This is a genomic window from Devosia sp. XGJD_8 (assembly GCF_046614475.1).
In the GTDB taxonomy this organism is placed as follows: Bacteria; Pseudomonadota; Alphaproteobacteria; order Rhizobiales; family Devosiaceae; genus Devosia.
The window spans coordinates 1,495,341-1,517,574 of sequence record NZ_JBKJHF010000001.1 but is presented as its reverse complement, the minus strand read 5'-3'; the positions used below and the strand labels follow the sequence as shown (position 1 = coordinate 1,517,574).

The following is a 22,234-nucleotide window of genomic DNA, read 5'->3' as shown; positions in this document are numbered from 1 at the left end:
GTATGATGAAAGCGAAATGTGAAGCCCTTCACGGTCTGCGAGAGAGTCATTTCGCAGACGTAGCTCTTTGTTTTGTAAAGAGGATTTTACGTGAGCCTGGAGCCACAAATTGCCGTCACCCCGGTCCATTCTCCGTCCTCGGGGCGGAAATGGGGACGTGGCGTTTCGGCCGTATTCGGGTTTGCCGCGACGGTTTTCCTCACCTTTCTGGGCCTGCTGGCCATCACCTTCTTCATCGGCCGGGTGATCCCGATCGATCCGGTGCTGGCGGTGGTCGGCGACCGGGCGAGCAACGAGGTCTATGAAGCGGCGCGCGTCGCGATGGGGCTCGACCAGCCGCTGCCGGTGCAGTTCTTCCACTATGTGGTCAATGTGTTTTCGGGCGATCTGGGGCAGTCGGTATCGACCGGGCGCGCCGTGGTCGAGGATCTCAGCCGGTTCTTTCCGGCGACGCTCGAAATGGCGACCATCGGCATCATCATCGGCGTGGCATTGGGTGTGCCGCTGGGGGTGATCGCGGCGAGCCGGCAGGGTTCGGTGATCGACCAGATCATTCGCGTGGTGGGGCTGCTGGGCTATTCCATGCCGGCTTTCTGGCTGGGGCTGGTGGGGCTGGCCCTGTTCTATGCGCGGCTGCGCTGGGTGGGCGGCCCCGGGCGGCTCGACATCTTCTATGACGGGCTAGTGAGCCCGGTCACCGGTCTCCTGCTGGTGGATAGTCTCCTGGCGGGCGAGCCCGAGATTTTCTGGAACGCGGTGACCCATCTGGTGCTGCCCTCCTCCGTGCTGGGCTTTTTCAGCCTCGCCTATATCGCGCGCATGACGCGCAGCTTCATGCTGGACCAGCTGAGCCAGGAATTCGTGACCACGGCGCGCGTCAAGGGCGTGCCGGAACGGGTGGTGATCTGGCGGCATGCCTTCAACCCCATCCGCGTGCCACTCATCACCGTGATCGGGCTGAGCTATGCCGGGCTGCTGGAAGGATCGGTGATGATCGAGACGGTGTTTTCGTGGCCGGGGATCGGCAATTACCTCACCACGGCACTGCTCAATGCCGACATGAACGCGGTGCTGGGGTCGACGCTGGTGATCGGCGCTGTGTTCATCTTCATCAACAAGGTCAGCGATGTGCTCTATCGCGTGCTGGATCCGAGGGCGCGATGATGGGTTTTGTTCAGGTTGAAGGCCCCCTCACCCGGCGCTATGCGCCGACCCCGGATCAAGTCCGGGGCAGGCTCTCTCCACCAAGGGGAGAGGTGAAGAAATGAGCACACGCGACTGGCTGCTTGAAGACTCTCCGACCTCGCGCTGGCAGGCCAATGCGGGACGGGCCTATCGGGTGTTTACCGCCCTGCTGCGCAATCCGCTGTCGGTGGTGGGCGGGGTCATCATCCTCGTCCTGATCCTGACAGCGATCCTGGCGCCGTGGATCGCCCCCTACTCCGCCACCGGACAGGACCTGGCCAACCGGCTGGCGCCGCCGTCTGAGGCCCACTGGATGGGCACGGACGAGCTGGGGCGAGACATATTTTCGCGCGTGATCTGGGGCAGCCAGATCACCCTGACCATTGTGGGCCTGGTGGCGCTGATCTCGGCGCCGCTGGGATTGCTGGTCGGCGCCATTGCCGGCTATTTCGGCGGCTGGACCGACCGGGTATTGATGGGCTTTACCGATATCTTCCTGTCCATGCCCAAGCTGATCCTGGCGCTGGCCTTTGTCGCGGCGCTGGGGCCCGGCATCAACAATGCGATCATTGCCATAGCCATTACCTCCTGGCCGGCCTATGCGCGTATCGCGCGGGCGGAAACGCTGACCATCCGCAATGCGGAATTCATCCAGGCGGTGCAGCTGCAGGGCGCCAGCCCGCTCCGGGTGATCGTGCAGCATGTGCTGCCACTCTGCACCTCATCGATGATCATCCGGGTGACGCTGGACATGGCCGGGGTGATCCTGACCGCTGCCGGGCTGGGCTTTATCGGGCTGGGGGCGCAGCCGCCGCTGCCGGAATGGGGCGCGATGATCTCGCGCGGCCGGACCTTCATCCTCGACCAGTGGTGGGTGGCGACCATGCCGGGCTTTGCCATCATCATCGTGAGCCTGGGCTTCTGTTTCCTCGGGGATGGCTTGCGCGACGTGCTTGACCCCAAGAGCGAGGGCAAGTGATGGCGCCGATGCTCGAGGTGAAGAACCTGCGCGTCAGCTTTCCCACCCATCGCGGGCGGGTCGAGGTGGTGAAGGGGATTTCGTTCGATCTGGGCCGCGAGCGGCTGGGGATCGTAGGCGAGAGCGGTTCGGGCAAGTCGATGACAGGCCGGGCAATCCTCAAGCTGATCCGCAAGCCGGGGCTGGTGACGGCGGACAAGCTGGCGTTCGAGGGGATCGACATTCTCGACCAGAACGAGAAGCAGATGCGGACCATTCGCGGCGCGCGCATTTCCATGGTGATGCAGGACCCGAAGTTTTCGCTCAATCCGGTGATGACGGTGGGCGAGCAGATTGCCGAAGCGCTGGTGACACATGAGAAGCTGCCGCGGCACGCGGTGAACGAACGCATCCTCAGCATGCTGGAAGCGGTGCGGATCAATGATCCGAAACGCGTGGCGGGGCTTTATCCGCATGAGGTTTCGGGCGGCATGGGGCAGCGGGTGATGATCGCCATGATGCTGATCCCCGAGCCGGAACTGCTGATCGCGGATGAGCCGACCTCGGCGCTGGATGTGAGCGTGCAGGCGCAGGTGCTCGACATTATCGACGACCTGGTGACCACCAAGGGGATGGGGCTGATCCTGATCAGCCATGACCTCAACCTGGTCAGCCGCTATTGCGACCGCATCCTGGTGATGAATTCGGGCGCGGTGGTGGAGGAATGCGCGGCGGGGCAGCTGGACCAGGCGCGCCACCCCTATACGCGCGGCCTCCTGGCGGCGATGCCGACCATCGATGAGAGCCGGGACGAATTGCCGGTGCTCGACCGGACGCAATGGGCGGGCACATGAGCGCGATCGAACTCAAGAATCTCGATATTTCCTATGGCGACACCAAGGTGGTGCATGGGATCAACCTCGACATTGCCGAGGGCGAGAGCTTTGCGCTGGTGGGCGAGAGCGGCTCGGGCAAGTCGACAATATTGCGGGCCATTGCCGGGCTGGCGCCGGACTGGACGGGCGAGATCGCCGTCCTGGGCCAGGCGCGCAGCCATGGCGTCGACCGGGCGGTGGCGCGGCAGGTGCAGATGGTGTTCCAGGATCCGTATGGGTCGCTGCATCCGCGCAAGACCATCGACGCAACGCTGAGCGAGCCGCTCTCCATCCATGGCCTGGGCAACCAGGGGGAGCGGGTCGAGGCGATGCTCAAGGCGGTGGGGCTGGACCAGAGGTTCCGGTTCCGCTTTCCGCATCAGTTGTCGGGCGGGCAAAGGCAGCGCGTGGCAATTGCGCGGGCGCTGATGCTGGAGCCTAAGGTGCTGCTGCTGGACGAGCCGACTTCGGCGCTGGACGTGTCGGTGCAGGCGGAAATCCTCAACCTGCTCAAGCGGTTGCGGCGGGAACAGGGGCTGACTTACCTGCTGGTGACGCACAACCTGCCGGTGGTGAGCTTTCTGTGCGACCGGCTGGCCGTGATGCGGCATGGGCAGATCGTCGAGGTGGCCGACGTGGCCATGCTCAAGCAGAAGCGGCTGGGCGAGGCCTATTCGCAGGAATTGCTGGCGGCGACCGAGGGGAGTCGCCCGCCTAGCGTGCCCAAGATTTTTGAGACCAAGGACTGACTTCATGACTGACTATTCGCAGGCCATTGCCCAATTCGACGCGGCCATTTCCCATGCCAAGGGCGCGGACCAGGCGTTCGGGGCGCTGCAGCAGCTGGTGCAGGCGACGGTGGGGGCCAAGCTCTTCACCTTCATGACCGTTGACATGGAAGCCGAGGTGGCGCGGCGGGCCTATACGAGCGATGCGGAGAACTATCCGACCTCGGGCACCAAGCCGATCCGCTATGACAGCTGGTTCGACATCGTGCACAAGCAGCGGCAGTATTTCGTCGCCAACACGATCGCCGATATCGCCAAGGTGTTTCCGGACTATGAGCTGATCGACTCGCTGGGCTGCCAGAGCGTGGTCAACCTGCCGGTGGTGATTGGTGGGGAGCTGGTGGGCACGGTCAACATGCTGGACGTGGAGGGCTACTACACGCCCGAGCGCGTGCAGGCGATCCGCGACGTGATCGCGGTGCCGGCCAAGCTTGCGGCGCTGGTGGCGGCCAGGTAGGGGCTCCCCCTACCCCGCCTGCGCCATGAGGCTGGCGTTGCCGCCGGCAGCCGTGGTGTCGATGCAGACATGGCGCTCGATCTGCAGGCGGGCGGTGTCGCTGGCGCTGGTGAGCAGCGGCAGGATGGGGCCGTCGCGATCGGCCAAGGCGCGGCGAATGGCGCGCAGGGTCTCGGCGTCGCCGAACCAGGCAACGGCGTCGAAGGTGGTCGCCATCGAGAGGGCATCGAGGTCCAGATCAAAGGCCAGGGGTATGCAGCCGGCGGCTTCGGCCAGAGCATGCTGGGCCGCACGGTCGGCCTCGGTGGGGCCGAGGCAGACCAGCGCACCACGTGGCACGGTATGCATGACATTGCTCTCGCCGGTCGGACCGGGCAGCAATTGCGGTGCGATTTCCGCATGCCCATGGCCCTGGGTGAAACGCGGCAGGTAATGCGGGCCGCCGGCCTTGGGGCCGGTGCCGGACAGGCCTTCGCCGCCAAAGGGCTGCGAGCCGACGACGGCGCCGATCTGGTTGCGGTTGATGTAGATATTGCCGGCATGGACTTCGTTCGAGACCTTGCGGACGCGCGAGGAGATGCGGGTATGCAGGCCGAAGGTGAGACCGTAGCCGGAATCATTGATCGCCTCGATCACGACGTCGAGCTGATCGGCCTTGAAGGTCGCGATATGCAGGACCGGGCCGAAGATCTCTTCCTGGAGCGCTTCGATGCCGCTGACGCGGAGGACGGTTGGGGCAATGAAGGTGCCCTGACCGGGCGCCTTCAAGCGATGAATCAGATTCCCCGAACGCTCGTAACTATCGATATGTGCTTGGATTTTTGACCTGGCGGCGTCGTCGATGACGGGGCCGATATCGGTGCTGAGGTCCCAGGGATTGCCCATGGTCAGCTCGTCCATGGCGCCCTTGAGCATCTCGATGGTGCGCTCGGCGGCGTCTTCCTGAAGGTAAAGCACGCGCAGGGCCGAGCAGCGCTGGCCGGCAGACTGGAAGGCCGAGGCGAGGATATCGCGCACGGCCTGCTCGGGCAGCGCAGTGGAATCCACGATCATGGCATTGAGGCCGCCGGTCTCGGCGATGAGCGGGGCCGTGGGCGACAGGTTTGCGGCCATTGCCCGGTCAATCTTGTGGGCGGTGGGGAGCGAGCCGGTGAAGACGACGCCGGCAATGGCGGGATCGGACGTCAGCGCGGTCCCGACTTCGCCGGCGCCGGGGAGGAGCTGGATGGCGTCGAGGGGGATGCCGGCTTCATGCATCAGCTGCACGGCGCGGAAGGCGATGAGCGGGGTCTGCGGCGCCGGCTTTGCCAGGACGGGATTGCCCGCGACGAGCGCCGCGGCGATCTGGCCGGTGAAAATGGCGAGCGGGAAATTCCACGGCGAGATCGCGGCGATGGGGCCGCGCGGGATTGCCATGGGCTGCCGCTCGGCCTCGGCGGCATAGTAGCGGAGGAAATCGACGGCTTCGCGGACTTCGGCAACGGCGTCGGACCAGGTCTTGCCGGCTTCGCGGGCGAGCAGGGCGAAGAGCTCGGGGCGGTGGGCTTCGTAGAGGTCCGCGGTGGCGCTGAGGAGCGTCGCTCGGGTGGCGACGGGGGTGGTGGGCCACCCGGAGGTGGTGGCGGCGGCGATGGCGGCGGTGACGTCGGCCGGGGTGGCGTTGATGACGGTGCCGAGGTGATCGGTGGGATTGGCGGGGTTGGTCAGTGCGAGGGTTTCGCGCATGTGGCCCCACCCCCTCCTACCTCCCCCATCAGAGGGGGAGGTTTCTCTCCACTCGCTTGACTCAATCGAGTCACGACCACCAGACAGCACCTCCCCCTTCATGTGGGAGGCTGGGAGGGGGTGATGGTTGGCCACGATGGGGATTGCTTGCCACTGGGTGGTGGCGAAGGCCGCGCGGGAGGCCTCCATGGTTGGGAAGGCGATGGGGTCGGTCAGGTCGAGGCCGGTCGAGTTCTGGCGGGGGGCGAAGATGGCGGCGGGGGATGGGATGGCGAGGTTGGGGATGGCGTCGAGCACCAGCACTTTCCCGATCGGGTCTTCCGCTACCACGCTGGCCGGAATGTCTTCGTCGGCGATCTGGTAGACGAAGGAACCGTTGGCGCCGTTTTCGAGCAGGCGGCGGACGAGGTAGGCGAGCAGGTCCTTGTGGGCGCCGACCGGGGCGTAGATGCGGGTGCGGGTGCCGTGTTCGGTGCGCAGGACTTCATGCAGGCGCTCGCCCATGCCGTGCAGGCGCTGGAACTCAAAACTGTCGGCGCCCCTGCCCGCTTCGGCGGCGAGGTGGAGGATGGCGCTGGCGGTGTGGGCGTTGTGGGTGGCAAACTGGGGATAGATGCTTGCGGCGGCAAAGAGCTTTCGCGCGGCCGCGATGTAGCTGATGTCGGTGGAGGCCTTGCGGGTGAAGACCGGATAGCCATCGAGCCCCATGACCTGGGCGCGCTTGATTTCGGCATCCCAATAGGCGCCCTTGACGAGGCGTACCATGATGCGGCGGCCGAGGGATTGCGCGGTGGCGTCGAGCCAGTCGATCAGTGGCAGGACGCGCTTGCCATAGGCCTGGACGACGACGCCGAAGCCGTCCCAGCCGGCCAGTTCGGGGGTGGCCAGGACTTCGGCGATGACGTCGAGCGACAGGTCGAGCCGGTCGGCTTCCTCGGCGTCGATGTTGAAACCCATATTGGCCGCCTTGGCCGCCAGCGCCAATTTGCGAGTCGCTGCAACGAGTTCGGCCATGACGCGGTGGCGCTGCGCGAACTCGTAGCGCGGGTGAAGGGCGGAGAGCTTGACGGAGATGCCGGGGTTGTCACGGACCGAGCTTGCCGTGCAGTGCGGCGCGAGGCTGGCTATGGCGCGGGCATAGGCGTCGAAATAGCGGGCGGCGTCGGGCGAGGTGCGCGCGGCCTCACCCAGCATGTCGTAGGAATAGCGGTAGCCCAGGCTCTCGGGCTTTCTGGCATTGGTGATGGCTTCATCGATGGTGCGGCCGAAGACGAACTGGCTGCCGAGCAGGCGCATGGCCTGGGCGACGGCGGTTCGGATGACGGGCTCGCCAAGGCGGGCAATGGCGCGGTGAAGGGCGTTTTTCGGGCCGACTTCGGGGTCACCAAGAACATCGGCGGTGAGGCTGAGGGCCCAGGAGGAGAAGTTCACGAGCTGATTGGACGAGGCACCGAAATGGGCGGTCCAGTCGGAGCTGCCGACCTTGTCGTGGATGAGGGCATCAACGGTTTCAGCATCAGGCACGCGGAGCAGCGCCTCTGCGAGGGACATGAGGGCGACGCCCTCGTCGGTGGCGAGACCGTATTCGGCGAGGAAGCTCTCCATCAGGCCAAGGCGATTGCCGGTGCGGACCGTCTCTACCAGCTTTTCGGCCTTGGCGGAGATGCTGGCGCGGGCGGCGGTATCGAGGCCGGTTTCGGTGATGAGCTGGCGAACGAGCTGGGTCTCGTCGGCGAGGTTGCGGGCTCGAAGGGACTGGCGGGCGGCGGTGATGGACATTGTGGACTCTGGGGGCACGATCTCGTGGTTCGACGGGCTCACTACGAGGTCTGTTGGTTGAGCAGAGGATGTCACGACACCGGTAGGCGTTTCACCTGATCTGATGGCAAATCGCGATGACAAGCGTTATCCTGTGCGCATATTGCAGGACAAATGCCCATGAAAACTGTCACCTACGAGACATTGGACCAGATCGATCGGCGGATTCTGGATGAACTGGCCAGGGATGGGCGGATCAGCGTGGCGGAGCTGAGCCGACGGGTGAACCTCAGCAAGACGCCCTGCCAGGCCCGGATAACCCGGCTGGAGCAGGCGGGGTATATCCTGGGCTATCGCGCGGTGATCGACCCCAAGCGGCTGGGACTGCCGCATGTCGCCTTTGTAGAGGTGAAGCTGAGCGATACGCGCAAGGCGGCGCTCACGGCCTTCAACAAGGCGGTGCGGGCGATTCCGGAGGTGGAACAGGCGCATATGATCGCGTCGAGCTTTGACTATCTGCTTAAGGTGCGGACCAAGGATATTGCCGATTACCGCGAGGTGCTGGGGGAGCGGATATCCGCCCTGCCCCATGTGGCGCATACGAGCACGCATGTGTCGATGGAGGCGGTGAAGGGGGACGAGGAGTAGGTTCTCCGACGGCCTGACAAGCTCGATCGTCACCCTCGGGCTTGACCCGAGGGGACTTCACTTGTGGAGCGGGCGGTCAGTGCAGAGCCCTCGGGTCAAGCCCGAGGGTGACGACCGGTGGTTGGCTCCACCCTTGCGCGGAAGAGGTCAAAACGCTCCGGTGGCGCGTTTTGACCTTTGGTTGCGCCTTACTCAGCGATCACCGCATCGCGGAAGTATGGGACGTTGAGCGTCGAGCGCCAGAAGCCGGTCACTTTGGGGCTCATCATCATGTAGTTGTTGCGGTGGTACTGGGGCAGGATGACGTGGTCATTCATCAGGATGGCCTCTGCCTTGCGCATTTCGGCGAGGGACTCGGCCTCGTCGCCCGTGGCCTTGGAGGCAGCAATGGCCGCGTCGTAGTCGGCATTGGACCAGTTGTTGAGATTGTTGGGGCTTCCGGTGACGAAGTTGTCGAGGAAGGTCATGGGGTGCGGATAGTCGGCGCCCCAGCCCATCTGCGCGATCTGGTATTCAACCTTCTGCACTTCAGGATAGAAGACCTGCCATTCGGTGGCCTGGATATCGACGTCGATGTTGAGATTTTGCTTCCACATCTGCTGGATGGCTTCGAGGAGCTTTTCGATCGGCGGGGACGAATAGGTGACATAGAGGGTTTCGGGGAAGCCCTCGCCATCGGGGTAGCCGGCCTCGGCCAGGGCAGCCTTGGCGCCTTCGACGTCAGCGGTTTCGGAGAGGCCGAAGGTGTCACGGCCTTCGGTGAAATCCTCGCCGGCAATGGTCATGCCGGGCGGGACGAGGCCAATGGCCGGGATGTCGGCGGACTGCAGCACGAATTCGACGATTTCCTCGCGGTCGATGGCCATGGAAAGAGCCTTGCGGACGTTGAGATTGTCGAGCGGCGCCTGGGCCGGATTGAAGAAGGCGTAGGTGGTGCCCAGCGCCGGCACGACGAGGAAGGCATCGGATTCAACCGAGAGACGCGGAATTTCCGGGGCGGGTACGGATTCGATGCCGTCGACGTCGCCGGCTTCCATGGCGGCGAGGGCCGTGGCCGGATCGGGGATCAACCGGAAGGTCAACTTGTCGAGCGAAACGGCCGCAGCGTCGTAATATTCGGGGTTCTTTTCGAAGACGACGGATTCGCCCTGGTTGAACTCGGTGACGCGGAAGGGGCCGGTGCCGATGAAGGTGGCGGGGTTGCGCGTCCAGCCTTCGGGATCAGCCTCGACTACGTCCTGCCGGACCGGGAAGAAGGTGGTGTAGGTGAGCAGCTGCATCATGTAGGGGACGCGCTGCTTGAGGGTGAAGGTGAGGGTCTTGTCGTCGGGGGCGGAGATGGCGATTTCGCCGGCGCCGGCGGCGTTGTAGGCCTCTTCGGCGCCGACGATGGAATAGAGCATGGCGGCATTCATGGCGCCGGTGGCGGGGTTGAGGACGCGCTTCCAGGCATATTCGAAATCGCCGGCCGTGACGGGCTGGCCGTCGCTCCACTTGGCGTCGCGCAGGGTGAAAGTATAGGTCAGGCCATCGTCGGACACGGTCCAGGATTCGGCGAGGGCCGGGACGATTTCACCATTGGAATCAAAGCGAACGAGGCCTTCGAAGGTGTTGCCGATGATGGGCGCGGCGAAGGTTTCGGCGGTGGTACCGGGGTCGTATTTGGCGCTTTCATTGTTGACCACATAGGTCAGTTCGCCCGCGGCAAAGGCGCCGGCGGTGGAGGCGAGGAAGGCCGCCGTGAGGAGCGGCAGGAAGTGTCTGGTCATCGTCTTCTCTCCTGTTTTGGGCGGGGTTCCGACCCAGCCTTTGCGTCGTTTTGCCGGCAGCAAGCTTGTGGTTTGCTGCCAGCCTGCTTGCGATTGGCTTACGCCGCCGGTTGAGGTGGCGCAGCGCCGGCATAGTGGCAGGCGGCGAGGTGCCCCCCGCCGATATCTCTGAGCTCCGGTTCGCTTGCGGCGCAGAGATCCGTTGCGATGGGGCAGCGGGTGCGGAAGCGGCAGCCGGAGGGAATGTGGAGCGGGCTCGGGATTTCGCCGGCTACCGGAGCGGCGGGGCGCGCCGCGGTGGGATCGGGGACCGGAATGGAGGCCAGCAGGGCCTGGGTATAGGGGTGCGACGGGCGGCGATAGAGATCGGTATTGGAGGCCAGCTCGACGATGCGGCCGAGATACATGACGCCGATGCGGTCGGAGATGTGGCGGACCATCGAGAGGTCATGGGTAATGAAGAGGTAGGTGAGGCCCAGCTGATCCTGCAGGTCCTCGAGCATGTTGACGACCTGGGCCTGGACGGAGACGTCGAGGGCCGAGATAGGTTCGTCGCAGATGACGAGATCGGGCTCCAGTGCGATGGCGCGGGCAATGCCGATGCGCTGGCGCTGGCCGCCGGAGAATTCATGGGCAAAGCGGTTGGCGTGGTCGGCATGGAGGCCGACGCGGGCGAGGAGATCGTGGACTTTGGCGGTGCGCGACTGCGGCGTGCCGATGCGGGCGATTTCGAGGGGTTCGGCGATGAGGTCGCGGACGGTCATGCGGCCGTTGAGGCTGGCATAGGGGTCCTGGAAGATCATCTGCACGCGGCGGCGGAACGGGACGAGATCGCGTTCGGCGGCGGTGGCGATATCGGTGCCGTCGAAATGGATCGACCCCGAGGTGGGCCGGTAAAGGCGGATGAGGGTGCGGGCGAGCGTGGACTTGCCGCAGCCGGATTCGCCGACGAGGCCAAGGGTTTCGCCGCAGTTGATGTCGAGGGTGACGCCATCGACGGCGCGGAGGATGGGCCTGGGGCCGAAGAGCGCGCGGCCGGTGGTGAAGTGTTTGTGGAGGTTGTGGATGGAGACGAGGGGTTGGCCCGGAGTCTGGGCCCCCACCCCCTCCCGGCCTCCCCCATCAAGGGGGAGGTGGCGCATCGCGGATGCGGTTGGATTGGTGGTCATGACGAAGGCCCCCTCACCCGGCGCTGCGCGCCGACCTCTCCCCCAGAGGGAGAGGTAAAGGAAGAAGGTGCGTCGGGGTGGTGGAGCCAGCAGCGGGCGCCCTGCCCGGTGCCGAAGATCGGTGGCAGGGCGGCCTGGCACTGGCGCATGGCGTGCGGGCATCTGGGGGTGAAGGGGCAGCCGGTGGGCGGATGGGCCATGTCGGGCGGGCTGCCGGGAATCGGGGTGAGGCGGCGATGGGTTTCGTCGCGCAGGTCGGGGACGGAGGCGAGAAGGCCGCGCGTATAGGGGTGCATGGGGCGGGCGAACAGGTCGCGGACCGGGCCGGTTTCCATGACGAGGCCGCCATACATGACCACGATGCGATCGGTGACTTCGGCGATGACGCCGAGATCGTGGGTGATGAGGATGATGGCCATGCCGAGGCGGGACTGGAGATCCTTGAGCAGGCCCAGGATCTGGCGCTGGATGGTGACGTCGAGCGCGGTGGTGGGTTCGTCGGCGATGAGCAGTTTTGGGTCGCAGGCCAGGGCGATGGCGATCATGACGCGCTGGCGCATGCCGCCGGAGAATTCATGCGGATAGGACTTGAGGCGTTCGGCGGCGGAGGGGATGCGGACGAGTTCGAAGAGCTCGACGGCGCGGGCCCTTGCCTCGGCGCGGGTGGCCTTGCGGTGGCGCAGGATGGTTTCGATGACCTGTTCGCCCACGGTGAGGGTGGGATTGAGGGAGGTCATGGGGTCCTGGAAGATCATGCCGATCCGGTTGCCGCGGATGTCGCGGAGATCGGCTTCGTCAAGGGCGGTGAGGTCCTGGCCGTCGAAATGCACGGAGCCGGACTTGATGCGGCCGGAGGCCTTGAGCAGGCGCAGGATGGACATGGCGGTGATGGACTTGCCGGAACCGGATTCCCCGACAATGCCGAGGACCTCGCCGGGAAAGACATCGAAGCTGACGCCGCGCACGGCCTGCACTTCGCCGCGTTGGGAGAAGAAGGAGGTGGCGAGATCGCGGACGGACAGGACGGGGTTCATTTGCGGAATGGTCATTTCCGGAACCTCGGGTCGAGCGCGTCGCGCAGGCCATCGCCAAGGAAGTTGAAGGCGAACATGGTGAGGGAGATGGCGGCGGCGGGGAAGAAGAGCTGGTGCGGATAGGCGCGCATGGTCTCGACGGCCTCGGAGGTGAGCGTGCCCCAGGAGGCGAGCGGCGGGGTGACGCCCAGGCCGATGAAGCTCATGAAGCTCTCGATGAAGATGGCCGAGGGGATCAGCATGGTCAGGGTGACGATGATGGGGCCGATGGAATTGGGCAACAGGTGGCGCGTGAGGATGCGCGATGTCGAGGCGCCCATGGTGCGGGCAGCGGCGACGTAATCCTGCTGCTTGAGGGAGAGGATCTGACCGCGGACGATGCGGGCCATGTCGACCCAGAAGACCGAGCCGATGGCGATGATGATGGAATAGAGACCGCTGTCGAACACCACCATGAGCAGGACGACATAGAGCGTCAGCGGGATGGTGGAGATGATCTCGACGATGCGCATCATGACGGCATCGGTCTTGCCGCCGATATAGCCGGCAATGCCGCCATAGAAGATGCCGATGAAGAAGTTCACCAGCGTGGCGACGAAGGCGACGGTGAGCGAGATGCGGGCGCCGTAGAGCTGGCGGACGAGGACGTCGCGGCCGAGCTGATCGGTGCCGAAGAGAAAGGTGCGGTTCCACGACCAGCCGGAGGGCGTGATGGCGGCGCCGTCTGCGGCGAGGAGCCTCGCCGGGAGGCTGGAATAGTCGAGGGTGATGGTGGTGTCGCCGAAGATGAAGGCCTGCGACTTCCTCAGCATGTCCTTGCGCTCGCCGCGCAGCAGGCCAAGGACATGGCCATCGGTATCGACCTCGTAGAGGTTGAAGTTACTGGCATTGAGGAAGAAGCGGATGGTGCCCCCCTGCCCGTCCGCGACGCTGTAGGTTTCGAAGGCGGGCGGGATATTGGACAGACGCAGGTTCTGGTCGGCGTAGCTGTAGGGGCTGAACAGCGGGCCGAAAATGGCGGCCAGGATCAGCAGGATAATGAAGACAATCGACACCACCGCCGGCTTGTTGGCCCAAAGGCGGCGGCGGGCATCCTGCCAGTAAGTGAGGCTCGGCGCAGTGGCGACAGGGGCGGCATCGACCGGGGCCAGCTTTTCCCACATCTGCGGGGCGATATCGCTCATGCGGCGGCGCTCGTCAGCTTGATGCGGGGATCGAGCACTGCGTAAAGCAGATCGACGATGAGGATCATCACCATCAGGGCGGCGGCGTAGAAGATGGTGATGCCCATGATGGCGGTATAATCGCGATTGGTGATGGAGAGCACGAACTGCCGGCCGATGCCGGGCAGCGCGAAGATCTGCTCGATGACGAAGCTGCCGGTGATGAGATTGGCGACGACCGGCCCGAGAACGGTGACGACGGGCACCAGCGAATTGCGCAGGCCGTGCTTGAACAGGACCTGGCCGGGACGCAGGCCCTTGGCGCGGGCGGTGGTCATGTAATCCTGCTCGAAGGTTTCGAGCAGCGATGAGCGCGTGAGACGGGCAACGAAACTGACCCAGAAGCCGGAGAGTGCGAAGACCGGCAGGATGTAACCGCGCCAGTCATCGAGGCCGAAGGTGGGCACCCAGCCCAGGCGCAGGGCGAAGACATAGAGCGTGACGGTGGCGATGACATAGCTCGGGATGGCGACGCCGATGGTGGCGAGCAGCATGACCGTGGTGTCGGGCCAGCGATTGCGGTTGAGCGCAGCGATGATGCCCAGGGGAATGCCCAGGGCAATGACGCAGATGACGGCGAGCAGGCCGGTCTGCAGGGTAACTGGCAGGCCATCGGCGATCATGGTGTTGACCGAGATGCCGGGATATTTGAACGAGGGGCCGAGATCGAAGGTCAGGATGCCCCGCAGATAGGCGAGATATTGCAGCCAGATGGGCTGATCGAGGCGATACTTGGCGTTGAGCGCGGCTTCGATCTCGGGCGCGAGCATGCGCTCGGAGACGAAGGGGCCACCGGGCACCGCATGCATGAGAAAGAAGGTCAGCGTAACGATGGCCCAGAGCGTGAGCAGCATCATTCCCAGGCGCTGGAGGATGTAGGCGGGCATGTCAGCGCGTCCCGGGGGGTGTGGGCGTCGCGGGGAATGGGCAGCCGCAAGTGTCTGACATAATTACTATCTCACCACCAAAATTTTTTTACTGCAAGGGTGGGTGGAGGAGATATTTTGCGGGTGCAATGCCTCAGTCGTCTCCCTCCCCGCAAGGGGGATGGAGCGGTGGTTGTGTCACACGCCGTGCTAGAGCGCGAAATGGGCGCGCAGGATCAGGAAGACGGCGGTGGCCGGGATGATCAGGTCGGCGGCGCGGTCGAGCATGGCGTCGGGATAGCTGCCTTCAGCATCAAGCGCGTTGATGGTGCCTAGCAGATCATTGCCGGCCATGACGGGAACGCTGAGGGAGCTGTTGCAGCCCAGGGAGCGGATCAGGGCCAGGTCGGGGAACTGGCCTTCCATGCCGGCGGCGGTGTTGATGGCAGTGATGCGCCGCTCGGTCTGCATGGCGCGAAACCAGTCATCGATCACCAGCGGCTTGGTGCCCAGCAGGGGATAGACGTCGGGATGACTGGAATAGACGCGGCGGACATGGCCCGCCGGACCATTGATGGCCGTGAGGGTGAAGAGGTGGCAGGGAATGAGAGCGGCGGCGAGTTCGTGCAGCGCTGCGCCCGTCTCGGCCGGATCGTCGTAACGGGCGAGCTTTTCCTCGAACTGGCGGAAGGCGTCGCGTGTCATGCCCGCCACCTCTGCTTGTCGAGGTTCGGGTCATCGGCGAGCACTAGACGGTCGCGGCCATTGTGCTTGGCGATGTAGAGGCGGTTGTCGGCAAGCTGCATCAGCTCGCCCGAGGGTGCGGTGCCGTCGCCTGCGGCCAGGCCGATGCTGGCCGTGACTTCGAGCCCAGGCGCCATATCGGACCAGTCGGTGCAGGAAATGGCAATGCGGACGCCCTCGCAGAACGCGGCGGCAATGGCTTCGGACGCGTCGGGAAAGATCAGGCCGAACTCTTCGCCGCCGAGCCGGGCGGCGTGCCCATGCGGGCCGATCTGGTCAACTATGGCGCGCGCGACACGCTGCAAAACGGCGTCACCGACGATGTGGGAGAAGCGGTCGTTGACCGACTTGAAGTGATCGAGATCGAGCACGGCAAGGGCGATCGGGGTGCCGGCCAGGCGATTGAGGATCTGGTCGAAGCTGCGGCGATTGGCGATGCCGGTCAGCGCGTCGTTGAGGGCCTGATCGGCCAGGGTGGTGGCCCGGCTGCGCCACTGCTCGGTTTCGGCGCGGATGGCCTCGATCCGGGCGCGACGGCGGGCGGTCTCGCCTGACTGGGTGACGTAGAGGGCGTGGAAGCGCTTGTAGATGGCCAGCGCCGCTGCGGCATCGCCCATGGTCTCCAGGACCTCGGCCAGCTTGCGGGCAGAATTGACCTGGTGATCGAGCTGTTGAGTGGAACCAGCCAGGGCCAGGGCCTGTTCCAAAATGGAGCTGGCCTGGGCGAGATCGCCGGAACGCAGTGCGATATCGCCCAAAGTATAGAGATAATGGATGCGCAGGCTCGGGCCCGGATCGCCGGGCAGGCTGGAATGGCGTTCGAGATAGGCAAGGGCCAGGTCGTGACGGCCCTGCAGGCCCAGCATTTCGGCGGTGTTGCAGAGCGCGACGCGCAGGGTCCAGTGGTCGCCGCTGCTTTCGGCGCGGACAATGGCACGCTCGGAGAGGTCGATGGCGGCCTCGCGCTCGCCAATGGCGCGGCCAGGTTCGCCGAAGGTCTCGGCTTCCTCGGCGATCTTGGTGTGGCAAAAGCCCAGATTGAGCAGGTAATAGGCTTCGGCAGCGATATTGGCCTGTTCGGCGGCCAGGGCGACGGCGCGTTCGATCAGCGCCATGCCCAGTTCGGTCTCGCGGCACACGGCCAGGACGAGGCCCTTGGCGTTGAGCGCGAAGGCGAGAATGGCGGGATCGCTGCCGGCCTGGGCCAGGTCCACCGCCTCGGCCGAGAGATCGAAGGCCTCGTCGCTGAAGCCGAGATCGAGGAAGACGATGGCTTCGACGGCCATGGCGCGGGCAAGCTCGGTGGTGTTGCCCTGCCGCTGGCGGAGGCCGCGTGCGCCCATGGCGCATTCCAGCGCCTGCTCTGTCTGGCCGAGCTTGTAGCTGCACCAGCCCATCTCGCAGAGGCAGGCGGCCATGAGATCTTCATCAGGGAGGTGCCGGGCCTCGGCGTAGACGGCACGGAATTCGACCATGGCCTCGTCGCAGAGGCCGGCGCGCAGCAGGTGGGTGCCGCGGGTAAATCCATCAATCAGGCCAGCGGGATAGTCGGACACCGGACGCTCTCAGTGTGTAGGCAGTCCAGCATAGCCGGATTCGGTGGCCAGAATGCTAACGCGGCGCGACGCGCCACGCGCATGCGCGCTATGCGGCGGGGAAGAGTTTCCAGCGGCGGGGGCGGAAGGCGATGCGGGTCTGTTCGGCAGCCGGATGATCGAAGGGCAGATCGACCTCGACGCGGTGGTCCTCGCTGCCCAGGGCCAGCTCGACGCGACGGGTGCCACCGACGCGGCGCGACGTGGTGATCAGGCCGGAAAGCGCAGCATCGGCTTCGACCAGTTCGACATCGTGGGGACGGAAGAACAGGCGCGCCCGGCCGGGGGCCGCATTGCCGGCGGCAATGCCGATGGCACGGCCGTCGAAGGAGACTTCGCCATTGGCGATGGTGACAGGCAATTCGCTCGATTCACCGATGAAGCCGAAGGTGAAGGGCGACGTGGGATGGTCATAGACCGTATCTGGGGTGCCGACCTGTTCGACCTTGCCCTGGCTCATGACGCAGAGGCGATCGGAGAGTTCGAGGGCCTCTTCCTGATCGTGGGTGACGAAGACGGTGGTGTGGCCAGTGCGGTCATGGATTTCGCGCAGCCATTTGCGCAGTTCGCGGCGGACCTGGGCATCGAGGGCGCCGAAGGGTTCGTCGAGCAGCAGCACGGCCGGCTCGATGGCCAGGGCGCGGGCCAGGGCGACACGCTGGCGCTGACCGCCGGACAGCTGGCTGGGATAGCGCTTTTCGAGGCCGGCGAGCTGGACGAGATCGAGCAATTCGAGGGCGCGGCGGCGGATTTCGCCGGCGGGGGGACGGCTCGACCGCGGGCGCACCTTGAGGCCGAAAGCGATGTTGTCGAGGATGGTCATGTGGCGGAACAGGGCATAGTGCTGGAACACGAAGCCGATATTGCGCTCCTGCACGGTCTTTTCGGAGGCGTCGGTATCGCCGAAGAAGATGCGGCCCTGGGTGGGCATTTCGAGGCCGGCGATGAGGCGCAGCAGCGTGGTCTTGCCCGAGCCCGAGGGGCCGAGCAGCGCGATCAGCTCGCCCGAGCGGATATCGAGCGAAACGTCATGCAGCGCCGGGAAGCGATCGAATTCCTTGCGCACATTCTGAACGCGAACTTCCATATGTTTCAACCTCGTAGCATCGCCGGCGCGACCCTAGAGGATCGCCCGCGTTTCTCAAGGAGAGGCTTGGCGTTTGCAGGGGCGGCGGCGGAAAATTGTGCCCGCATGGCGCCCTGGCGCGACAATGTTGCGCTCAGCGCGGTGGCGTCCAGAGCGGCGTCTCGCGCTCGAGGGGAGCCATGGTGGTGATATCCTCGCCGCGGCGCATGGCGATATTCATGCGGAAACTGTTGCCTATGCGCTCGGAGCGCTCGATGAACAGCGCGGCGATATCGGGGGGACACAGCTCGTCCACAGTGCGTCGGAACAGGGCCAGCCAGCGCATGAAATGGGCGTCGGACAGTTCGGGGATAGCCATGTGCTTGGGCATAGGGCGGCCGGCATAGCGGCCGGTGCCGAGCAGCATGGAGCTCCAGAAATCGGCGATGGTGGCGAGGTGGGCGGGCCAGGCTTCGGCGGCGATGATGCGGTTGAAGACCGGGCCGATGACCGGGTCGCGGCGGGCATCGGCATAGAAGCGGTCGACCACGGCGCGGATCATGGCTTCGTCGAGGCCCTCAGGCGTTTCCCAGCCGACGCGCTGGTGGCGCGTGCCGACGGGGGGACGCGGATTGTGTTCGGTCATGCGCGGGACTCTTTGATGGAATAGGTGCAGCGGCGGCCGCCCGAGACGATGTGTTCGCTGCGTTCGACCGAAGTATCGGGGCCCAGGACCGAGCGGAAGACGTCGAGCTCGGCTCGGCAGAAACCCTGGCAGGCCGTGGCTGCAGCGCAGATGGGGCAGTGATTTTCGATCAAGAGAAGGGAGCCGTCCGGCTCTTCGCGCCACTCGGCCATATAGCCTTCGGCGGAGCGCAGATCGGCAAGAGCGGCGACCTTGTCACGAAGGGTTTGCCGGGGATCGAGCGTGGACTGATAGGCTGTGCGGGTCAGATCCTCACGGGCGGAGATGAGGGTTTCGACAGCATTTGGCCCCAATGATGAACGGATAATGTCCAGCAGCTGAACGGTCAGCGCGGCATGGGTGTCGGGGAAGCGAGACTGGGCAGCGGCCGTGAGACTCCAGCGCTGGGTGGGGCGCCCTACCCCGCGTGCTTCGCTGGTGGCGACGACCAGGCCATCCTGGGCCAAACGGGCCAATTGCTGGCGCACGGCCTCGCCGGTGGTGCCGAGCATGGGACCGAGGGCGGAGGCCGAGAGGGCGCCATGCATCTTGAGCGCCATGAGCACGCGCTCGGCAGGACTACGCGGCGACCAGGCCACATTGGCTGGAACCGCGTTTTCCAAGTTCTGGCTTGACATATTCACGCCGGAGGTTTTCAAAGTCATCACTTGGAAATTAAACGGCGCCGCATGGAAATGCAAGCGCCGCCCTATCACGGAGACTCCAGATGGCTTTCGAACTTCCCGCCCTGCCCTATGCCCATTCCGCGCTGGCCGAACGTGGCATGAGCCAGGAAACGCTGGAACTGCATCACGACAAGCACCACCAGGCCTATGTGACGGCACTCAACGGGTTCGTCGAAAAGAATGGCGAGCTGGCGGGCAAGTCGCTGGAAGAGATCATCGCCTTCGCCAATGGCAAGGCGGAGCTGGCGCCAGTGTTCAACAATGCCGGGCAGCACTGGAACCACATCCACTTCTGGAATGCGCTGTCGCCTAGCGGCGGCAAGCTGGGTGGCAAGCTGGAAGCCAAGATCGTCAGCGACCTCGGCTCGGTCGAGGCGTTCAAGGAGCAGTTCAAAACGGCGGCGACCACCCAGTTTGGTTCGGGCTGGGCCTGGCTGGTGCTGGGCACCGACGGCAAGCTCAAGGTGACCAAGACGCCGAACGGCTCCAACCCGCTGGCAACCGGCGAAGGCAAGCCGCTGCTGGGCCTCGATGTGTGGGAGCACAGCTACTACGTCGACTTCCGCAACCGCCGGCCCGATTATGTGACGAACTTCCTCGACAAGCTGGCCAACTATGAATTCGCCGAAGCCAATCTGGGCTAGGACGCCCGTCGTATAAGGGGCCGGCAAACCGGAGCAGGCCTCCATGCGTTGCCGTATTGCCGCGCCGACGGGGATACCCGCCTGCGCGGTAATGACGTAGTGAATTGACTGGGCGTTGCGTGTCTGGATGCGCGGGGCCCGAACAGGACTTTGTGACTTGATGGCCGATTTTGAGCTGCCCGATGCCATGCGACTGCGTCCACCGCGGCGGCCGCCGGTTGGCAATACCGAGTTCCGTTCGGCGATGGCGGCCATGGCCAGCACGGTCAGCGTGGTGACGGCGCGCCGGGGCGAGGAACGCATCGGGCGGACGGTGACTTCGATGCTGTCGCTGTCGATGAACCCGCCGACCATCCTGATCTCGATCGACATCATGAGCCGGCTGGCCGACCTGATCGCCAAGACGGGCGGATTTTCCCTCGCCTTGCTGGCGGACGACCAGACGGCCGTGGCCGATGCCTTTGCCGGGCGGCTGGCGCCGCAGGAGCGGTTCAGCGCCGCCAGCTGGGGCGAATGGCCATCTGGGCACCCGATGCTGCTGGGCGCGGTGACGGCGCTCGACTGCGACGTGGTGGGGTCGATGGAGACCGGAACGCATGTGCTGTTTGCCGGAGCGGTGGTGGAGGCGGAAACCACAACCAGCCGATCGCCGTTACTGTGGCAGCGTCACCACTATCACCAGCTGGGCGGGCTCGACTGACGGGCGCGAAGCTGCCAAGCTATGACCATCCTCGCCGAGGGAGGCAGCTCATGCCCCGGTTCTATTTTCACTACCGCACGGATGAAGAACTGGTTCGGGACGTGGACGGCAGCGACCTGCCGGACCTGGAAGCGGCGGAGCACAATGCGGCGGCGCTGGCCAAGGCAATCGTCGAGCAGGCCGCCAGCACCGGTGGCGACACGCGGGTGCCCCGCTCCATCGAGATCACCGACGCGTCAGGCGAAGAACTGCTCTACCTGGTATTCTGGGCCGGGCCGAAGCTGACCGAGGGACCCGAGACGCCGGTCGAGCCGGTGACGGTGCACTAGACAAAAGTGCCGGCCTTTTGGGCCGGCATTGCTGCGGGTGTGCGGTGCTATTGGCTATAGACCTGGTCGAAGACGCCACCATCGCCGAAGAAGGCGGGCTGAGCTTCACGCCAGCCACCAAAATCCTCGATAGTCACCAGGTTGACCGCGCCGAAGCGGGCAATATCGTCCGGATTAGCGGCCTCGGGCCGGAAGGGGCGGTAGTAATTGGCTGCGGCCAGCGCCTGACCTTCGTCAGAATAGAGATATTCGAGATAGGCCGTGGCCACGTTGCGGGTGCCGCGTGCATCCACGCTGGAATCGACGATGGCAACGGGCGGCTCCGCCAGGATGGAGACGGACGGGGTGATGATCTCGAAACTGTCGGGACCCATTTCACGCAGGGCCAGATAGGCCTCGTTCTCCCAGGCCAGCAGCACGTCGCCCAGCCCGCGCTGGGCAAAGGTGATGGTGGCGCCGCGCGCGCCGGTGTCGAGAACCGGCACATGGCGGAACAGCTCGGCGAGATAGGTGCGTGCAGTCTCATCGGTCGCGCCGGGCTGGGCCTTGGCCCAGGCCCAGGCTGCCAGGACATTCCAGCGGGCGCCGCCCGAGGTCTTGGGATTGGGCGTGATGACCTCGACGCCCTCTCCGATCAGATCGCCCCAATCGGCAATGGCCTTGGGATTGCCCTTGCGGACGAGGAAGACGATGGTCGAGGTGTAAGGCGCGTTGTTGTTGTCAAAGGTGCCGCGCCAATCGGGCCGCAGCAGGCCGGCATCGGAAATGGCGTTGATGTCGCTTTCAAGCGCCAGGGTGACAATGTCGGCCGGCAGGCCCTCGATAACGGAGCGGGCCTGGGTGCTGGAGCCGCCATGAGTGGTCTGCACAGACACCGTCTCGCCGGTGGTGGACTGCCAATGGGCCTCGAAGGCCTCGTTGAAGGCTTCATAGAATTCGCGTGTCGGATCGTAGCTGACATTGGTCAGGGTCCGTTCCTGGGCGTGGGTAGTGACCACAAAGCCGAGCGCGAGGGCTGCGGCAAGGGCGGCATAGGAAAGCAGTTTCGTTGCGTGTTTCATCGCTGTCTCCGCTGATGCCATTAGACTACCAGACTAGTAGAGTATAACAAGGCGAAGTTTGGCGGCGGGCGCGGGCGCCGCAGAAACATCTTGCTTCAATCGCCGAAAAATCCGCAAAAGACTCGCATTGCGACCCGCATTTACCCCGCAGACGCAATCTCATTCCAGAATGTGACCAGAACCCTAACGCCGCCGCCCCGCCTCTGGCGGCGCAATGGCACCATTCCGAACCGACGCTATTATGCAATCGTATGGCAGACAGGGGGCCG

The 22,234-nt window shown here is 64.9% G+C and carries 21 protein-coding genes; 9 read left to right on the top strand and 12 right to left on the bottom strand.

Going from position 1 to position 22,234, the window contains the following annotated elements; genetic code table 11:
* Window positions 1–90 precede the first annotated feature (90 nt).
* From ACLI1C_RS07095 to ACLI1C_RS07075, 5 genes are all read left to right on the top strand, one after another.
* Entirely contained in the window at window positions 91–1,164 is a 1,074-nt protein-coding gene (locus ACLI1C_RS07095; RefSeq protein ID WP_411396180.1) for an ABC transporter permease, read from the top strand.
* 100 nt (window positions 1,165–1,264) lie between these two features.
* On the top strand, window positions 1,265–2,164 hold the full coding sequence (locus ACLI1C_RS07090) for an ABC transporter permease (RefSeq protein ID WP_411396179.1): 900 nt from the start codon (window positions 1,265–1,267) through the stop codon (window positions 2,162–2,164).
* Entirely contained in the window at window positions 2,164–2,997 is an 834-nt protein-coding gene (locus ACLI1C_RS07085; RefSeq protein WP_411396178.1) for an ABC transporter ATP-binding protein, read from the top strand. Before ACLI1C_RS07090 ends, ACLI1C_RS07085 begins: the two co-directional genes overlap by 1 nt.
* Complete coding sequence (locus ACLI1C_RS07080; protein WP_411396177.1) at window positions 2,994–3,767, top strand: ABC transporter ATP-binding protein; 774 nt, start codon at window positions 2,994–2,996, stop codon at window positions 3,765–3,767. The genes ACLI1C_RS07085 and ACLI1C_RS07080 overlap by 4 nt, the downstream gene beginning before the upstream one ends.
* Before the next feature lie 4 nt (window positions 3,768–3,771).
* Window positions 3,772–4,263, top strand: coding sequence for a GAF domain-containing protein (locus ACLI1C_RS07075; RefSeq protein ID WP_411396176.1), 492 nt, complete (start codon window positions 3,772–3,774; stop codon window positions 4,261–4,263).
* Window positions 4,264–4,272: 9 nt separating this feature from the next.
* On the opposite strand, the gene putA is transcribed toward ACLI1C_RS07075, so the two are convergent.
* Entirely contained in the window at window positions 4,273–7,767 is a 3,495-nt protein-coding gene (gene putA, locus ACLI1C_RS07070) for a bifunctional proline dehydrogenase/L-glutamate gamma-semialdehyde dehydrogenase PutA (RefSeq protein WP_411396175.1), read from the bottom strand.
* Between the two features lie 159 nt (window positions 7,768–7,926).
* Here putA and ACLI1C_RS07065 point away from each other — a divergent pair, with 159 nt between their 5' ends.
* The gene (locus ACLI1C_RS07065; RefSeq protein ID WP_411396174.1) at window positions 7,927–8,394 is read left to right on the top strand and encodes an Lrp/AsnC family transcriptional regulator; all 468 of its coding nucleotides are present in this window, start codon (window positions 7,927–7,929) and stop codon (window positions 8,392–8,394) included.
* Between the two features lie 188 nt (window positions 8,395–8,582).
* Here ACLI1C_RS07065 and ACLI1C_RS07060 read toward each other — a convergent pair whose 3' ends face one another.
* The 10 genes from ACLI1C_RS07060 to ACLI1C_RS07015 form a co-directional block, all read right to left on the bottom strand.
* A complete protein-coding gene (locus ACLI1C_RS07060) occupies window positions 8,583–10,163 on the bottom strand; it encodes a peptide ABC transporter substrate-binding protein (protein WP_411396173.1) in 1,581 nt (526 codons plus the stop codon).
* Between the two features lie 98 nt (window positions 10,164–10,261).
* Window positions 10,262–11,305 (bottom strand): ABC transporter ATP-binding protein, encoded by a 1,044-nt coding sequence (locus ACLI1C_RS07055; RefSeq protein WP_411398247.1) that lies wholly within the window; start codon window positions 11,303–11,305, stop codon window positions 10,262–10,264.
* A 23-nt stretch (window positions 11,306–11,328) separates the two neighbouring features.
* Window positions 11,329–12,381: an ABC transporter ATP-binding protein gene (locus tag ACLI1C_RS07050; RefSeq protein WP_411396172.1), complete on the bottom strand. Its 1,053-nt coding sequence runs from the start codon at window positions 12,379–12,381 to the stop codon at window positions 11,329–11,331.
* A complete protein-coding gene (locus ACLI1C_RS07045; protein ID WP_411396171.1) occupies window positions 12,378–13,550 on the bottom strand; it encodes an ABC transporter permease in 1,173 nt (390 codons plus the stop codon). Before ACLI1C_RS07045 ends, ACLI1C_RS07050 begins: the two co-directional genes overlap by 4 nt.
* Entirely contained in the window at window positions 13,547–14,476 is a 930-nt protein-coding gene (locus tag ACLI1C_RS07040) for an ABC transporter permease (RefSeq protein ID WP_411396170.1), read from the bottom strand. Before ACLI1C_RS07040 ends, ACLI1C_RS07045 begins: the two co-directional genes overlap by 4 nt.
* Before the next feature lie 189 nt (window positions 14,477–14,665).
* Window positions 14,666–15,160: a GAF domain-containing protein gene (locus ACLI1C_RS07035; RefSeq protein WP_411396169.1), complete on the bottom strand. Its 495-nt coding sequence runs from the start codon at window positions 15,158–15,160 to the stop codon at window positions 14,666–14,668.
* Window positions 15,157–16,755 (bottom strand): diguanylate cyclase, encoded by a 1,599-nt coding sequence (locus tag ACLI1C_RS07030; protein WP_411396168.1) that lies wholly within the window; start codon window positions 16,753–16,755, stop codon window positions 15,157–15,159. The genes ACLI1C_RS07035 and ACLI1C_RS07030 overlap by 4 nt, the downstream gene beginning before the upstream one ends.
* Before the next feature lie 88 nt (window positions 16,756–16,843).
* Window positions 16,844–17,881: a sulfate/molybdate ABC transporter ATP-binding protein gene (locus tag ACLI1C_RS07025; RefSeq protein ID WP_411396167.1), complete on the bottom strand. Its 1,038-nt coding sequence runs from the start codon at window positions 17,879–17,881 to the stop codon at window positions 16,844–16,846.
* Window positions 17,882–18,014: 133 nt separating this feature from the next.
* Complete coding sequence (locus tag ACLI1C_RS07020) at window positions 18,015–18,506, bottom strand: group III truncated hemoglobin (RefSeq protein WP_411396166.1); 492 nt, start codon at window positions 18,504–18,506, stop codon at window positions 18,015–18,017.
* Window positions 18,503–19,246: a helix-turn-helix transcriptional regulator gene (locus ACLI1C_RS07015; protein WP_411396165.1), complete on the bottom strand. Its 744-nt coding sequence runs from the start codon at window positions 19,244–19,246 to the stop codon at window positions 18,503–18,505. The genes ACLI1C_RS07020 and ACLI1C_RS07015 overlap by 4 nt, the downstream gene beginning before the upstream one ends.
* 26 nt (window positions 19,247–19,272) lie before the next feature.
* Between ACLI1C_RS07015 and ACLI1C_RS07010 the strand changes: the two genes are divergently transcribed.
* The 3 genes from ACLI1C_RS07010 to ACLI1C_RS07000 all read left to right on the top strand — a co-directional run bounded on the left by ACLI1C_RS07010 (window position 19,273) and on the right by ACLI1C_RS07000 (window position 20,904).
* Entirely contained in the window at window positions 19,273–19,875 is a 603-nt protein-coding gene (locus ACLI1C_RS07010) for a superoxide dismutase (RefSeq protein ID WP_411396164.1), read from the top strand.
* A gap of 160 nt (window positions 19,876–20,035) precedes the next feature.
* On the top strand, window positions 20,036–20,575 hold the full coding sequence (locus tag ACLI1C_RS07005; protein WP_411396163.1) for a flavin reductase family protein: 540 nt from the start codon (window positions 20,036–20,038) through the stop codon (window positions 20,573–20,575).
* A 50-nt stretch (window positions 20,576–20,625) separates the two neighbouring features.
* Window positions 20,626–20,904, top strand: a complete 279-nt coding sequence (locus ACLI1C_RS07000; protein ID WP_411396162.1) for a DUF6894 family protein — start codon at window positions 20,626–20,628, stop codon at window positions 20,902–20,904.
* A gap of 47 nt (window positions 20,905–20,951) precedes the next feature.
* Here the strand turns inward: ACLI1C_RS07000 and ACLI1C_RS06995 are convergent, their stop codons facing one another.
* Entirely contained in the window at window positions 20,952–21,965 is a 1,014-nt protein-coding gene (locus ACLI1C_RS06995; protein ID WP_411396161.1) for a sulfate ABC transporter substrate-binding protein, read from the bottom strand.
* Window positions 21,966–22,234 lie beyond the last annotated feature (269 nt).

Excerpts from the sequence above, each read along its gene's own strand:
- ACLI1C_RS07090 (WP_411396179.1), top strand. The coding sequence starts at position 1,265 with ATGAGCACACGCGACTGGCTGCTTGAAGACTCTCCGACCTCGCGCTGG.
- ACLI1C_RS07085 (WP_411396178.1), top strand. The coding sequence starts at position 2,164 with ATGGCGCCGATGCTCGAGGTGAAGAACCTGCGCGTCAGCTTTCCCACC.
- ACLI1C_RS07080 (WP_411396177.1), top strand. The coding sequence starts at position 2,994 with ATGAGCGCGATCGAACTCAAGAATCTCGATATTTCCTATGGCGACACC.
- ACLI1C_RS07075 (WP_411396176.1), top strand. The coding sequence starts at position 3,772 with ATGACTGACTATTCGCAGGCCATTGCCCAATTCGACGCGGCCATTTCC.
- putA (WP_411396175.1), bottom strand. The coding sequence starts at position 7,767 with ATGTCCATCACCGCCGCCCGCCAGTCCCTTCGAGCCCGCAACCTCGCC.
- ACLI1C_RS07065 (WP_411396174.1), top strand. The coding sequence starts at position 7,927 with ATGAAAACTGTCACCTACGAGACATTGGACCAGATCGATCGGCGGATT.
- ACLI1C_RS07060 (WP_411396173.1), bottom strand. The coding sequence starts at position 10,163 with ATGACCAGACACTTCCTGCCGCTCCTCACGGCGGCCTTCCTCGCCTCC.
- ACLI1C_RS07055 (WP_411398247.1), bottom strand. The coding sequence starts at position 11,305 with ATGCGCCACCTCCCCCTTGATGGGGGAGGCCGGGAGGGGGTGGGGGCC.
- ACLI1C_RS07050 (WP_411396172.1), bottom strand. The coding sequence starts at position 12,381 with ATGACCATTCCGCAAATGAACCCCGTCCTGTCCGTCCGCGATCTCGCC.
- ACLI1C_RS07045 (WP_411396171.1), bottom strand. The coding sequence starts at position 13,550 with ATGAGCGATATCGCCCCGCAGATGTGGGAAAAGCTGGCCCCGGTCGAT.
- ACLI1C_RS07040 (WP_411396170.1), bottom strand. The coding sequence starts at position 14,476 with ATGCCCGCCTACATCCTCCAGCGCCTGGGAATGATGCTGCTCACGCTC.
- ACLI1C_RS07035 (WP_411396169.1), bottom strand. The coding sequence starts at position 15,160 with ATGACACGCGACGCCTTCCGCCAGTTCGAGGAAAAGCTCGCCCGTTAC.
- ACLI1C_RS07025 (WP_411396167.1), bottom strand. The coding sequence starts at position 17,881 with ATGGAAGTTCGCGTTCAGAATGTGCGCAAGGAATTCGATCGCTTCCCG.
- ACLI1C_RS07020 (WP_411396166.1), bottom strand. The coding sequence starts at position 18,506 with ATGACCGAACACAATCCGCGTCCCCCCGTCGGCACGCGCCACCAGCGC.
- ACLI1C_RS07010 (WP_411396164.1), top strand. The coding sequence starts at position 19,273 with ATGGCTTTCGAACTTCCCGCCCTGCCCTATGCCCATTCCGCGCTGGCC.
- ACLI1C_RS07005 (WP_411396163.1), top strand. The coding sequence starts at position 20,036 with ATGGCCGATTTTGAGCTGCCCGATGCCATGCGACTGCGTCCACCGCGG.
- ACLI1C_RS07000 (WP_411396162.1), top strand. The coding sequence starts at position 20,626 with ATGCCCCGGTTCTATTTTCACTACCGCACGGATGAAGAACTGGTTCGG.
- ACLI1C_RS06995 (WP_411396161.1), bottom strand. The coding sequence starts at position 21,965 with ATGAAACACGCAACGAAACTGCTTTCCTATGCCGCCCTTGCCGCAGCC.